The organism is Acinetobacter sp. YH12102 (assembly GCF_013419125.1).
GTDB classification, from domain to species: domain Bacteria; phylum Pseudomonadota; class Gammaproteobacteria; order Pseudomonadales; family Moraxellaceae; genus Acinetobacter; species Acinetobacter pseudolwoffii.
This window is the reverse complement of sequence record NZ_VPAS01000002.1, coordinates 85,541-99,665: the sequence shown is the minus strand read 5'-3', so window position 1 is coordinate 99,665 and position 14,125 is coordinate 85,541. Positions and strand designations below refer to the sequence as shown.

Annotated in this window: 13 protein-coding genes; 7 read left to right on the top strand and 6 right to left on the bottom strand. The window is 44.1% G+C overall.

From position 1 onward, the window contains the following. Positions 1 to 2: 2 nt before the first annotated feature. Together FTU42_RS14745 and FTU42_RS02350 are read left to right on the top strand one after the other, a co-directional pair. A complete protein-coding gene (locus FTU42_RS14745; protein ID WP_218945072.1) occupies positions 3 to 317 on the top strand; it encodes a hypothetical protein in 315 nt (104 codons plus the stop codon). Then, the gene (locus FTU42_RS02350; protein ID WP_005095764.1) at positions 314 to 778 is read left to right on the top strand and encodes a hypothetical protein; all 465 of its coding nucleotides are present in this window, start codon (positions 314 to 316) and stop codon (positions 776 to 778) included. Before FTU42_RS14745 ends, FTU42_RS02350 begins: the two co-directional genes overlap by 4 nt. Positions 779 to 1,027: 249 nt before the next feature. Here the strand turns inward: FTU42_RS02350 and FTU42_RS02345 are convergent, their stop codons facing one another. Further along, positions 1,028 to 1,714, bottom strand: coding sequence for a response regulator (locus FTU42_RS02345; RefSeq protein ID WP_004278304.1), 687 nt, complete (start codon positions 1,712 to 1,714; stop codon positions 1,028 to 1,030). A 13-nt stretch (positions 1,715 to 1,727) separates the two neighbouring features. Further along, positions 1,728 to 3,380 (bottom strand): sensor histidine kinase efflux regulator BaeS, encoded by a 1,653-nt coding sequence (gene baeS / locus FTU42_RS02340; protein WP_159138715.1) that lies wholly within the window; start codon positions 3,378 to 3,380, stop codon positions 1,728 to 1,730. Between the two features lie 135 nt (positions 3,381 to 3,515). Between baeS and FTU42_RS02335 the strand changes: the two genes are divergently transcribed. The 3 genes from FTU42_RS02335 to FTU42_RS02325 all read left to right on the top strand — a co-directional run bounded on the left by FTU42_RS02335 (position 3,516) and on the right by FTU42_RS02325 (position 8,183). Next, the gene (locus tag FTU42_RS02335) at positions 3,516 to 4,127 is read left to right on the top strand and encodes a hypothetical protein (RefSeq protein ID WP_100534591.1); all 612 of its coding nucleotides are present in this window, start codon (positions 3,516 to 3,518) and stop codon (positions 4,125 to 4,127) included. A 303-nt stretch (positions 4,128 to 4,430) separates the two neighbouring features. After that, on the top strand, positions 4,431 to 6,233 hold the full coding sequence (locus tag FTU42_RS02330; protein ID WP_159138713.1) for an acyl-CoA dehydrogenase C-terminal domain-containing protein: 1,803 nt from the start codon (positions 4,431 to 4,433) through the stop codon (positions 6,231 to 6,233). 168 nt (positions 6,234 to 6,401) lie between these two features. Beyond that, positions 6,402 to 8,183 carry an acyl-CoA dehydrogenase C-terminal domain-containing protein gene (locus FTU42_RS02325; protein ID WP_159138712.1) on the top strand — a complete coding sequence of 594 codons (1,782 nt, stop codon included), beginning with the start codon at positions 6,402 to 6,404 and terminating at the stop codon, positions 8,181 to 8,183. 62 nt (positions 8,184 to 8,245) lie between these two features. On the opposite strand, the gene FTU42_RS02320 is transcribed toward FTU42_RS02325, so the two are convergent. Further along, positions 8,246 to 8,452: a hypothetical protein gene (locus tag FTU42_RS02320; RefSeq protein WP_005095746.1), complete on the bottom strand. Its 207-nt coding sequence runs from the start codon at positions 8,450 to 8,452 to the stop codon at positions 8,246 to 8,248. Positions 8,453 to 8,625: 173 nt separating this feature from the next. Here FTU42_RS02320 and FTU42_RS02315 point away from each other — a divergent pair, with 173 nt between their 5' ends. Next, positions 8,626 to 9,123 carry a phosphate-starvation-inducible protein PsiE gene (locus tag FTU42_RS02315; protein WP_005172599.1) on the top strand — a complete coding sequence of 166 codons (498 nt, stop codon included), beginning with the start codon at positions 8,626 to 8,628 and terminating at the stop codon, positions 9,121 to 9,123. 38 nt (positions 9,124 to 9,161) lie between these two features. On the opposite strand, the gene FTU42_RS02310 is transcribed toward FTU42_RS02315, so the two are convergent. Further along, positions 9,162 to 9,617, bottom strand: a complete 456-nt coding sequence (locus tag FTU42_RS02310; RefSeq protein ID WP_005095740.1) for an RcnB family protein — start codon at positions 9,615 to 9,617, stop codon at positions 9,162 to 9,164. A 179-nt stretch (positions 9,618 to 9,796) separates the two neighbouring features. Between FTU42_RS02310 and FTU42_RS02305 the strand changes: the two genes are divergently transcribed. Beyond that, the gene (locus tag FTU42_RS02305) at positions 9,797 to 10,249 is read left to right on the top strand and encodes a hypothetical protein (RefSeq protein WP_074384053.1); all 453 of its coding nucleotides are present in this window, start codon (positions 9,797 to 9,799) and stop codon (positions 10,247 to 10,249) included. 83 nt (positions 10,250 to 10,332) lie between these two features. Here FTU42_RS02305 and FTU42_RS02300 read toward each other — a convergent pair whose 3' ends face one another. Together FTU42_RS02300 and znuD are read right to left on the bottom strand one after the other, a co-directional pair. Then, positions 10,333 to 11,796 (bottom strand): phospholipase D-like domain-containing protein, encoded by a 1,464-nt coding sequence (locus tag FTU42_RS02300; RefSeq protein ID WP_100329215.1) that lies wholly within the window; start codon positions 11,794 to 11,796, stop codon positions 10,333 to 10,335. Between the two features lie 105 nt (positions 11,797 to 11,901). Next, a complete protein-coding gene (znuD, locus tag FTU42_RS02295) occupies positions 11,902 to 14,079 on the bottom strand; it encodes a zinc piracy TonB-dependent receptor ZnuD (protein WP_180082976.1) in 2,178 nt (725 codons plus the stop codon). Positions 14,080 to 14,125 lie beyond the last annotated feature (46 nt).

The following is a 14,125-nucleotide window of genomic DNA, read 5'->3' as shown; positions in this document are numbered from 1 at the left end:
TTATGAAAAAAATAATCTATTTTAATTGTTTAGCATTTATTTTGACTTATTTATCTTTGTTTTATCAGAAATATATATTGGTTGAACGCACAGGAATAGATGAAGTTGCAAAGGTTAAAGTCATAGCCGGAGGATTTCCTCTACAGTTCTTAGTAGATGGTGAAATATCTCCAGTCGGTAGTATAGCCATCGATCCTTTAAATATTCTTATAGGATTAGATCAATTTGTTTTTTTCAATTTTTTTATTGATTATTTGTTTTGGCTTGGGTGTCTCTTAGCCTGCTACTTATTTTTTCGAAAGATGAAAGTGAAATGACAGGATCTAGAATATTTATAAAAATAGGAATCTTGCTTATATTTCTATGCTTTTTTTTAGGCTTGATCTCGTATAAACAAAAAACTGTTCATGACAAAGAGGTGGCTAAACAGACAACAGTTTTTTTCTTAAATTCGCTTTCCATGGGAGATTTGAAATCAGCACTAAAGAATGTTTGGCCTGATAGACAACTATATTTGCAAATGCAAAGTCCTAAAAGAGTCCACTTTTTCAAAGAGGCAAAAATTTTAGAAATTATAAAAGTTGACTATGACTCAGCAAAATATAGACCTGAATACTATCAACAATTCTATAAAATTATTTCATTGATGATTAAATTAAAAATAGTACATACGGATGATGCCGGAAATCCGCCCGGAGACTATATTTTCTTTATTAATATTATGCAAAAGAATCCTAACTCTAATTGGCTCATTACAGAATTAGGTAGTGGGCCTTAAAGTAATAATTATTTATTTTCCCTAAAATTAACACAATACACCCTATATGAAATCATATTTTTTATTTATATAATTCAAAATTTTAAGTTTATTTTAAAAACACTATCACCATTAATTAGGTTTTTTAGTGATTTTTACCGTTTCATGCTCATTGATTAAGCAATGTTCCACGAGTTTGTGTAGCCAAAATTATTTTCAAAGTATAAAAAAGCGAACCCTTCCGGATTCGCTTTTTTCATTGCCTTAGACTCAGTCTTCAGGATATTCAAAACGGTAGCCAACACCATAGACCGCCTGAATCCACTCATGACGGTTGCCGGTTTCAGCAGCATCCGAAATTTTACGGCGCAAATTCTTGATATGACTGTCAATCACGCGATCCGCGACATCAAAACTGTCTGGATTGATATGATCCAGCAATTGCGCACGTGAATAGACCTGCCCGACATGTTCCAGGAATAACTCCAGTAAACGGAATTCAGTCGGGGTCAGATTCAAGGCCTTTTGTTGATACCAGATACGCTGTTGGGATTTATCCATACGGAACAGATCATTACTTTCCGGTTCTGATTTACGGTCCAGACGACGTAAGACTGCCTGTACCCGTGCAACCAACTCTTTTGGACTAAATGGTTTACACAGATAATCATCTGCACCCATATTCAGACCCAACACACGGTCAATTTCTTCAGTACGCGCGGTTACCATAATAATCGGCAAGTCTGACTGTTCACGTACCTTACGGCAAATGGTCAGGCCGTCCATACGCGGCACCATCAAGTCCAGAATCATCAGACTTGGTTTACGCTGGGTAAAACTGTTATATGCTTCCTGCCCATCATGAAACATACTGACCTCAAAACCAGCAGCTTCCAGATAGTCTCGCACCAATTGTGCAAGTTCGATTTCATCTTCAACCAGCATGACATGTTTCATCAATATATTTCCTTTAGGGTTTCATTTGTTTAGGAAAACTCAGTTTGCAGCGTAAACCACCGAGTGGTGAATGCGCAAAGCTTAAGCTGCCACCCAGCGCCTGCGTAATTTTACATGATAATGCCAAACCAAGCCCAGTTCCGCCAGTCGCCCGGGTACGCGAATCATCGACACGGTAGAAACGCTCGCCAATCCGCGCCAGTTGCTCATCGCTCAAACCAAATGGACTGTCATCGACATATAAGGTCCATTCTTTCTCATCCTGCGTGCTATGAATATGCACCTGCCCACCCGCTTCAGTATAGCGAATACTATTACTCAGCAAGTTGGCCACAATCTGTTTAAAGCGGTCCAGATCCAGATTTAACTCAGTATCTTCGCCATTTGCGGTGACCGTCAATTTAGCCTGTTCAAAGTTTGGCTGGAAGTTGATCAGTTCCTGCTGTACCACCTCCCACGGATTCACCGTCGAGAAGTAAAATTGCAATTGCTGCGCATCGGCCTGTGCCAATGCGGCCAGATCCTGTGTCAGTTTTTTCAGGCTGGTGACCTGCGCCAGCATGGAAGCAAAATGTTCAGGGGTGGGTTTACGAATCCCATCCTGCATCGCTTCAATCTGTGCCTGTAAGACTGCTAGTGGCGTTTTCAATTCATGTGAGGTATCTGCCACCCATTGACGGCGTGAGGTTTCATGCTGATCCAGAATCACAGCCAAGGCATTTAATTCATTGGACAAATCACCCAATTCATCATTGCGGTTGACTTTGACCTGATACTGATAATTGCCTTGGGTCAGAGCACGCGTACCATTCAGCAAACGTTGAATTGGTTTCTTGAAATAAGTCGCCAATAACAAGGAGGCAATCAGACTGGCCAAAATACTGAGCGCATAGACCAAAAATAAATAACGCTTTTGATTACTAAAAAAATTAATACTTAAGGCATCATCCTGATCCAGAACCGGCTTTAAGCCCAAATAGCCGACAATCTGATTATTCACCATAATCGGACGATAGGAAATCTGCTCATCTGAAGCCTCACCGACCACAAAACGACGTTTTGCATCATACAGCGAAAGACGTGAACTGAGACCAAGACGGTCCGGCATCTGGATAAACTGCTTCTTGCCGGTCGGCTGCTGTGCTGCTTGTTCGCCATTCTTACGGTCAGTTCTAAACAGATTCTGATTGGAACTCAGCGGGAATTTTAGGCCTTCAAAGGGCTGAAACTGCGAGGGTAGATTGGAAGCCAGGAGGCGTAACTCTTCTTCATTGACCTGACGCGGTGGCAAAGCCGGATCGACCATACTGGGTGCGACTTGAACCAGGGTCTGTTCCTGAAAATAGCGCTGCTGCAAGGCAATATCATACTGACGGCGTAGCCACCAGCGTGATAAACGGTCATAATCATCTGGCGCAGCCTCCCCTTCCATTTGTAGAATCTGGGCCTGAATCGCATTGCCCCAGTCCTGATACACCGCATAGACATCCGCCAGATTTTTAATCACATAATCCAGTTTCTGCATTTCGACATCAGCCACATAGCGGGCGAAATTACGCTGCATATTCAGATGCAGTACACCCAGACTCACTGTGGTAATAACCAGCGTGGTCAACAGTACAGTCAAAAATAGACGTAATGCAATCGGAATACGGCGAATGTTCAAAACAGAAATCTCAATTTTTCTTCTATATTCATTATTGTAGCGAACATGGCATCAAAAAACTCTTCATTGTTTCTTCATCTTTATTGTTTAATCTTTACCTGACATAAAATCAGGTTCTTGACGGGAATAAATACAATGCAAGCCATGACAAAAATAGCCTTAATCAGTGCCAGTGTTCTTTCTATGGGTGCTTTGACTGCCTGTCAATCTACCAGTAATGTACCGAACAATGAGCATCGCCAAATGATGAAACATCATCATGAGGGTAAAAAACAGCATCATCTTTCACCTGAACAGCGCGAGCAGTTTAAAGCAAAGCGTGCGGAACGTCTGCAATTTGCCAAACAGCTGCAACAGGCCTGTGACAATAAAGCCGTAGGTTCAGCGGTTCAAATCAAGGCCGGTGATAAAACCATTGATGGCAGCTGTACTATCGTTTTTAAAGCCGATCGTAAAAACATGCAAGGCCAGCGCGGCGAACACCGCGGCATGAAAGGTGAACATCGCCCGATGCGTGCCGATGTCCGTGGCGGCATGATGCGCGGTGAAGCATTAACTGATGCAAAACGTGCAGAATTGACCAAACAGTTTGATCAACGTCTGGCTCAGCGTCAGGCACAACAACAAGCGATGCTGCAAGCCTGTCAAGGCAAGAAAGATGGTACTGCTGCACAGATCAAAGCAGGTGAACAAACAGTGAATGGTCAATGTCATGTTCGTTTCCAGCCCAAAACATCTGCCTATTAATGCATAGGAATCAATGATTCACGACAAGCACCTTCGGGTGCTTTTTTATTGGGTGCTATTTACCCTGGATAGTTGACTATTCGTATCATACAAAATATGACTAAAGCCTTTATACTCAATATGTTTAATACGTCATGCATATTAATCTTTGACTTTACAGTCACCAAGAAATCCCCCTGAAAAGCTTGTACCGCAGGGGAAGATGTTGCAGGATTAGAATCATTCCAAACCGTGTCAGTGAAGATACGTTTTTAGTTCATCTAAGATTATAACGCTGGTTAAACCAGTATTGAGGAAACCGATATGCCACAATACAAAGCGCCTTTACGTGATATGCAATTTGTGTTGCATGAATTATTAAATGCTGAACAACACTATGCAAATCTCCCTGCATTCCAAGAAAACGTAAGCCGTGAACTGGTAGATCAGTATTTAGAAGCTGCGGCTGATTTCTGTGAAAATGAACTCTCTCCGATTAACCAGGCGGGCGACCGTGAAGGTTGTACCTGGAATGACGGCGTGGTGACTACACCAACAGGCTTTAAAGAAGCGTATCAAAAATACATCGAGCTGGGCTTCCCTTCACTTTCTGCTGAAGAACAGTATGGCGGTCAAGGCTTACCGAACTCTTTAGGGATTACCATCTCTGAAATGATCGGTACTGCGAACTGGGCATGGGGCATGTACCCTGGCCTGTCTCACGGTGCGGTTCGTACTTTAGAACACCACGGTTCAGCTGAACAAAAAGATGCTTACCTGCCTAAACTGGTTTCAGGTGAGTGGACGGGTACCATGTGCCTGACCGAGTCGCATGCAGGTTCTGACCTGGGTATTATCCGTACCAAAGCCGAGCCTCAAGCAGATGGCAGCTACGCCATTTCTGGCGAGAAAATCTTCATCTCTGCGGGTGAACACGACATGGCTGAAAACATCATCCATATCGTACTGGCACGTTTACCGGGCGCACCGAAAGGCACCAAAGGTATTTCATTATTCATCGTACCGAAGTTCAACCTGAATGCCGATGGCTCTATTGCCGATCGCAATGGCGTACGTTGTGGTTCAATCGAACATAAAATGGGGATCCACGGTAACGCAACCTGTGTGATCAACTTCGATAACGCGAAAGGCTTCCTGATTGGCCCTGAAAACCGTGGTCTGAACTGCATGTTCACCTTCATGAACACCGCACGTATCGGTACGGCAGTACAAGGTCTGGCAGCGTCTGAAGGTTCTTTCCAGGGTGCACTTGCCTACGCCAAAGACCGTCTGGCGATGCGTTCACTGTCTGGCCCTAAAAACCCGGAAAAAGAAGCAGATCCAATCATTGTGCATCCAGCTGTACGTAACATGCTGCTAACCCAAAAAGCATATGCTGAAGCAGGTCGCGCACTGGTTTACCTGTTGGCGCAATATGCGGACGTGGTTGAACATGCTGTAGAAGAAGCCGATCGTAAATTTGCAGACAATATCTTGTCTCTACTTACCCCAATCGCAAAAGCATTCCTGACTGAAACCGGTTCTGAAGCTGCGAAACACGGTGTGCAGGTCTTCGGTGGTCATGGCTTTATTTCTGAGCATGGCATGGAGCAAATCGTACGTGATACACGTATTGCCTGTTTGTACGAAGGTACCACTGAAATTCAGGCGCTGGACTTGTTAGGTCGTAAAGTGTTGGGTACTCAAGGTGCGATGTTGAAAGACTTCACCAAGATGATCCACAAATTTGCTGAAGCGCACAAAGACAATGCTGCAATGAAAGAATTCGTTGAGCCATTGGCTGCCTTGAACAAGGAATGGGGCGACCTGACCATGCAAATTGGTATGCGTGCGATGCAAAACCCTGAAGAAGTCGGTGCAGCTGCGGTCGATTACCTGTACTTCTCTGGTTATGTCACCCTGGCTTACCTATGGGCACGTATGGCACTGGTTGCTCAAGAGCAACTGGCTGCTGGCACCACTGAAGTTGACTTCTACAATGCCAAAGTGACCACTGCACGCTTCTACTTCAAGAAAATCCTGCCACGCGTTCGTTCACATGTTGACGTGATCGCAACAGGTGTAGAGCCATTGATGAACCTGGATGCAGAACATTTCGCATTCTAAGTTAGAATCAGACTAATCGCATCACAGAAAAAGGACGGTCAATGAACAGACAGTCCTTTTTCTTTATAACGAGTTACAGAATTAACCTTTAGTCGTCTAACATTCAGATTTTGAGTCCTTTAGACTGATTAAAACTTATTTAATCAAACAATAAACAGGTGACACACCATGCCAATTTATAACGCGCCACTTGCCGATATGAAATTCATCCTCAACGATGTCTTTAATGCAGAACAATTCTGGCAAGCCAATGAAAATTTAGCGCACCTCGATGCTGCAACAGCAGAAGCCATTCTGGAAGAAATGGCGAAATTTGCGCAAAATGTGACCCTGCCACTCAACCGTAGCGGTGATGAAGAAGGCGCAAAATATGAAAATGGCAATGTGACTACCCCTGCTGGCTTTAAAGAAGCCTTTAAACAATATGCCGAAGGCGGCTGGATCGGGTTGGGCGCAGATACCGAATGGGGCGGCCAGGAAATGCCGAAAATGCTAACGGTACTTTCTGATGAAATGCTGTTTGCCACCAACCCATCTTTCATGCTGTATCCGCTGCTGTCTGTCGGTGCAGGTATGGCCTTAAACAGCTATGCTTCACAAGCGCAAAAACAAACCTATTTACCTAAAATTTATTCGGGTGAATGGTCAGGCACCATGTGCTTAACCGAGCCGCATGCCGGTACAGATCTGGGGATTATCAAAACCAAAGCTGAACGCAATGAAGATGGTAGCTATAGCATCACCGGCACCAAGATTTTCATCACTGGTGGTGATCATGATCTGGCGGAAAACATCATTCATTTAGTTCTGGCCAAAACACCAGATGCACCTGCGGGTTCACGTGGTATTTCCCTGTTCATCGTACCGAAATTCCTGGTCAATGAAGATGGTTCTGTTGGCGAACGCAATCCTGTAGGGCCAGGTTCTATCGAACACAAAATGGGCATTAAAGCTTCTGCGACCTGTGTCATGAATTTTGATGGCGCTAAAGGTTATCTGGTTGGTAAAGAAAACGAAGGTCTGGCTGCGATGTTCGTGATGATGAACTACGAACGCCTGTCCATGGGAATTCAGGGCTTAGGTGCTTCTGAATTTGCTTATCAAAATGCTGCACAATACGCGACCGATCGTTTACAGGGTCGCAGTGCGGCTGGTGTTCAATCACCAAGCAAACCGGCGGACAGTATTCTGGTGCATGGTGATGTACGCCGTATGCTGCTGAATGTACGTGCCAACAATGAAGCGTCTCGTGCCTTTGCAGTCTATGTCGGTCAGCAACTGGACATTACCAAGTTCTCTACCGATCCAGAAGCGGTGAAAAAAGCCAATGACCGCGTGGCACTACTCACGCCAATCGCAAAAGCCTATTTAACCGATACTGCCTTCCAGGCAACATTAGATGCGCAAATGGTGTTTGGTGGTCATGGCTATATCCGTGAATGGGGCGTGGAACAATGTATCCGTGACCTGCGTATTTCCCAGATCTATGAAGGCACCAACGGCGTACAGTCACAAGATTTAATCGGTCGTAAAACCATTAAATGTGGCGGTGAATATATCTCTGAATATATCTCTGAAATCCGTGACTTTGCCAACAGTCTGGATGCAGACCTAAACTTCATTAAAGACGCCACTTTGGATGCAGCGACTGAAGTCGAATCGGTGACTCAGTTTATTCTGGAAGCAGCAAGAGAAAGTCATGATTTCCCGAACTCGACCGCGGTCGACTATCTGCACGCTGTCGGTCTGCTCAGCTTCTCGTATATGTTCGCACGTATTGCCAATGCTGCGAAAAATAAAGAGGGCGAGTTCTATCAAAACAAACTGGCTTTGGCGAATTATTTTGTGCAACGCATTCTGCCTGAGCTGGCTCTACGCATCACCAAAGTAAAATCAGGTTCTGACCTGATCATGAACTTCTCTGAAGATTACTTCACGACTCAAGCTTAAGCTGAAACAGCCATAATCAAAAACGCCTGCTTGATGCAGGCGTTTTTATTACAATTCGAAACTTAAACTTTCTGAATCATTAAAGAATCCGGTTGATTATTGCTTTTCGGATTCAGATGTTTATTCACAATTTTGATATTCCCCTCTGACTCTAAAGACTCGCAGAGTTCCACCACCTTTTGCATATCTTCAGCCTTAATGCCTACGCCGAGGATTAATTTTTTTCCGGCTTCTAATTGGTCAATTTTTGTTTGAATTTTATCTAACACTTTTTTCTCCTATTTATTCAATGTACCACCCATACAATATAGCAATTTAGTCTAAAAAAAGCGCAAAAGTTCAAATAATTTAATCTTTATTTTTCATCCAATCATTCTGTGCATAATTTTTGCAGGTTATTCTCTAAGTATCGTTTATATCAAATAAAAATCAGGAAGATCTTATGCCGAAACCCCATCCCAAAGTTGAAAAACTTGAAGCCCTCCTCGACCGTTTTGGTAATCTTGCTGTAGAAAGTTTTCATTATATTGCCCTGTTTGTAATTGGCTGTATGGTGATCTGGTCTGCCGGTCATACCGTCGTCGACATTCTAACCGTTAAACAGTTCGCCACCATTGACGATATTCTTTTACTGTTCATCTATCTCGAACTCGGTGCCATGGTTGGGATCTATTTTAAAACCAATCATATGCCGGTACGCTTCCTGATTTATATTGCCATTACCGCACTGACCCGCTTGCTCATTGCGGACATTCAGCACACGCATAAAGCCAGTATGGATCTGGTGATTATTACCGGTTCGATCCTGATTATGGCATTTGCCATTTTAGTGGTGCGCTATGCGTCATGGACCTACCCATCGGTGATTCGTGACAAACACAGCGAGAAACCAGTGCCACAAGGCAAAACGCCTCGTCCGGAAGATGATGAGTTGGCTTGATATAAAAAATCCCCCTTGAATAAAGGGGGATTTTTAACTTAACGATTCGGCACCAGCACATAACGTCCATTTTCATAAATCCAGTAACTGCCACGCGGTGGTGCAGGTAAGCCCAGACGCTGCCAGTCACTGATAACGCTATATCTTGAACTTTCAATTCGAGCCACATTCGGATCGCCATTCACCCAGCTATAGCTATTGGAATTTTGATAAATGGTGGTCGGCGCCTGATACTGGATATTGAGACCACTTTGACTTTGAGCAGGCGGATAACCCCAATGGGTCGGTCGTTGCGGGTAATGTGGTCTAGGTGGCATCGGACGCTGCGGATAAGAGTGCCGTGGTGGATCATAAGAGCGTGATGGTGCAGCGCGGTAATTCGGTTTAGAACGTTCAACCCCTGTATATCCACCCCAAGCGTTTCCGGCCATCGTCTGTGCAGAAGCCCCCAATAGCAATGCAGCAAATATTGCACTCAATAACACTATTTTCATTTGAGCTTCCTCTCAATCACTTGTCTATATTTTAAACAAAATAAATGCAGAAAATATGAATAAGCTTACTGACCCTGCAATTTTTTGTAATGTGCCTGCGTATTTTCAATCTAGCAGGCCCATCGGCAGGCGACTGCTTTATGCTAAAATCACTTTTTTAATGTTTCGAGTTGAATACTGTGTCTGATTTAAATTTCGATCGTTTACATGAATATTTTTCTAAAGTGCCGAGTGTTCAAAAAGAACGGATTGATAGCTATGGTTCAGATGGCAAACAGGCATGGTGGTTTAAATTTCAGATCAATGTAGATCATCCGCTGGCTTGGCAGACCGTACAGGAACTAGGTCATGTCCTGAATTATATTTCTAAAAATGAACGTCTTCCGACTCAGTTCCTGCCAGTATCGCCACCACCGTATATGAATGGTGTCGCCAAAGATTTCTTGTCTTGGGTGATTCAATGTAATCATGCCGATTTCCCGCCAGATGTAGTCTGTGACTGGCTAGAAGCGCGTTTACCCAATCCGGTCGACCATGAAGAGCAATGGAAAATTAAAACGGATCTTGCTGAACTTGAAGCATTGTCCGATAAAGAACTGGATGAACTGGTTCCACCGAATCCGGAGCCTTAAAAAATCCCTCCTACCCTCCCTTTAAAAAAGGGAGGTAAAGTCCCTCTTTTCAAAAGAGGGATTTAGGGAGATTATTAGAGATGCTAAAACGTCGACCAGCCGCTCCATTCCATAAAGCGGTACAGCCAATATTTAGACCATGAATTGTCTTCATATTGTCTATAGTCCACACTCATCACACGGCCATTCAGATTTGACCATGCACCATCAAAATATTGTTGGGCATCTTTAAACACTTCTGCCTGATGCTGACCCAGCACGCGCATATTGGTTTCCAGATTATAGTTTTTCAGATTGCGTGCGGTGAAATTGGCCGAGCCTAAAATCATTTCAGCCTGCTGAGCATTACGCTTCATCAATATTTTGCTATGACATTGCTCACCCTGGGTATTGCACCAGCGTACATCAATGCCTGCCTTGTGCAGTTCCGAAGCCACCTGCCGGTTTGGAATCCCGTTTTTCTCACGGCCAAAGGCATCTTTATTGGGATCGAGTAAAACCCGAACCTTAACCCCGCGTTCATGCGCCGCGATCAGACTTTTAATAATCTTGCGCTCGGACAGATAAAACATGGCCAGATCAATCTGTTCATTTTCTTTCGCCGTCTGAATCAGATTTAAAGTCGCATCATAAATGGCTTTTTCCGTCAGTACCTGAACTTGTGGCTGGGTATTTTCTGCCTGAAAATCGCCCGCGATAATGGCTGGCATATTGGCCTGTGACATGATGCCGACCGATTGTTCTGTTCTCAGAATATCCACGGCTGTGGTTCCCCAGACCAATAAACCGATATTGGAATGCCGCGAACTCCCATCATGCGGATTCATGGAGGTGACCAGCGCTTTCCAGCCCTGATCGGTGTCTACCACCAAGGTTTTACGATGATTGGCTTTAAAGTTAAATAAATCAAAATAACTGCGCAGAGTAATTTTTTCTGGGCCAAATGGATTCGGCAACCAGCCTTTTTCCGGATTATTACCAATGCCCTGGCAACATAAATACCAGAACCCCGACCAGCTCGGATTGGACGCCCGCAAAGGGATCAGATTGGTTTCAATTACATCGATACCATGCTGACGTAACTTGCGATACTGCTCGGACTGAATTCCGCCATAGACTGAATTGATCGGATCGGTAATGAACTTGATTTCAACTTGCGGTTGCAGCAGACGTTTACTGATTAAGGCATCGCTCAACTGTTGACTCAATGCCTGATGTTCCTGTGTCGAGGCACCGGTTTGCTGATTAAATAAAAACAGATCCAGCACAATCAGTGATTTGGCCTCTTCAATCATCTTCAGCATTTCATTAAAAATACGATGATCTAAGTGCTGTTTTCCTTGTGCATCCAGATAAGTCCGATCGGCCAGAAACTTGACTTCGGCATGGCGCAGCTTGCCGGTGTAATTCAGACCTTCTGGTAAAGGCTTATAAGTATGATAAACAGCAGATGCCAGATAACTGACCGCCAGTAGACTGATAATCAATGCCGCATAACGGCGATTTGACCAGTTCAGTTTATTGTGAATTCGTTGAAAGATACGCATAAGAAAAAACCTAACCCAATATGCTCAGGCTAGGTTTTATCAGATGATTTTTCAAGTCAATTTCAGTGACATCTCTTTGATTTGGTCAGTTATTTCATCACTACTTTAGAAATCATACTGCACACCGACGCTAAAGTTACGACCGACTTGCGGAATATTCGACAGGAATGAAGTATGGGAATAGACCTGATCATCGAGCAGGTTATTGGCCTTGAAATACACCCGATAAGCATTGTTATCTGCAAGGGTATTGGTATAGCTTAAGCCCAGATTGACCATGTTGTAGCCTTGGGCTTCCTCTTCATAACTGGCAATCTTGTCCTGATTGAAGACATGATAATATTCAGCCAGACCTGACCAGCCATCGGCAAAATCTGCTTCCACTTTGCTGCCTAAGCGACCGGCAGGAATACGTGGTGCATTCTCAGCTTCAATTTTGCCACGCACGTAATCGCCAAAGACACTCAGCTTGTACATATCATTGATCTGATAACCGGCTTGAGCCTCAGTGCCATAGAATCTGGCCTGGTCTTGGGTATATTGCACGCCGCGCAAATTACCTTTCTGCGCTACCGTTTCGCCATAAATATAATCATCAAACCAGTTGTGATAGACATGCACATGGTAATCCAGTTTATCCCCTGCATAGTGCAGACCTAATTCAAGATTATTTGACCTTTCTTTATCAAGATCAGGATTCCCCAATTCATAGGTATTGGTCGCAAAATGCAGACCATCAGCATACAGCTCTTGCGCTAGAGGCAAACGCTGTTGATGTGATCCCACTACAGACAGTTTGTAATTCGGTGCAAACTCCCAATTCGCAGCCGCAGATGCAGAAACACCCGTACCTGAATAATCTTTCTGCTCCGAATCTACTTTTACTTTTTGATGATCGACACGTGCTCCAAGTTCAACATGAACATCGCCGAACTGCTTATGTTCTAAAGCAAAAAGGCTGTATTTTTGGGTTTTGGTATCTGCCATTAACACATCATGATTATGATCCGCATGCTCACTATGATCGTGCTCATGTCCTTCATGATCGTGTTCTGCATGACTATGCGATTCTGGAGCCGATAAATTAATTTTCTGCTGTGAAAGCTGGGTGCCAATGACACCTTCCCAACCTGCAACAGGAACATGCACCAGCTCTAAACGTCCATCATAACCCTTACTTTTAAAGTTGCTGATGACTGCATTTTCTTCCAGTTCATCATGTTCATAATCGGTAAAGCTGGCATGCGCACGCAACTTGTCAAAACCGGCAAAAGGTTGTTCTAGCTCGGTACGAACATCATAACGCTCAGAGTTTAAATCTACCCACGGCCCCGCTGTTTCTTCATGATCATGCTCATCTTCGCCCGGTTTTGGACAGTGAAAATGATCGCCATGAATTTCACAGCCATGATATTCATGGCTGTGTCCTGGCAGACCATATTGGTCTTGGCGGTTACTATAAGATAAGCCGACAAAACCACGGTCATGGATCCATGATCCACCAATATTCACCGTTTGCCCTTCGGCAAAGGTATTGTCTACACGGCGTTTTTTTACACTATGTTCATGCTCATGTATATGAATCTCACCATTATCTTCAACATGCTCTTCTTTGTGGGTATGCGTATCAAAATAACCAGGGGCAATATAATCATTGGCCTTACGTTTTGAGCCTTCTACACGCAAAGCAAAATTTTCACCAATTCCAGCCGTAATTCCTGCACTGGCCAGTTTCTCATCACTACCGGTGTTATAGCGCAGACCGACTGTACCTTCCAGACCATCTTCAGGCATTTGCGTTGGAATTTTCTGATCGGTGACATTGACCAGACCACCCACTGTTCCTGCTGCATAGAGCAACGTCGATGGCCCACGAATCACTTCGACCTGTTTCGCCAAAATCGGATCGACGGTGACGGCGTGATCTGGAGATAACGTGGAAACATCGGCTGTCTCTGAAGCATGCTGCAAGACTTTGACACGTGGCCCATCTTGCCCACGAATCACCGGACGGCTGGCCCCCGTACCAAACTGGTTAGAATATACGCCCAGTTCATCTGCCAATGCATCTCCAATGGTGGTTGCACGTTCAGACAAGGCTTTCTGATCTACAACATGATCCGCTACCGCAAAGTCCGCTGCAGTTTGCACCAGTGGATGAGCTTGCACCTGAATGGTGTCCATGGTCTGCACGGGAATGAAAGATGAGGTCTGTTCTGCAAAAACTGTAGGGGCAGCTACAGCAAAAATTGAAAGTGTTATTAGATTCTTAGGGAAGGACATGACTGAAGCTCAAATTCACCATTTTGGATGAATGTTATAATATAAC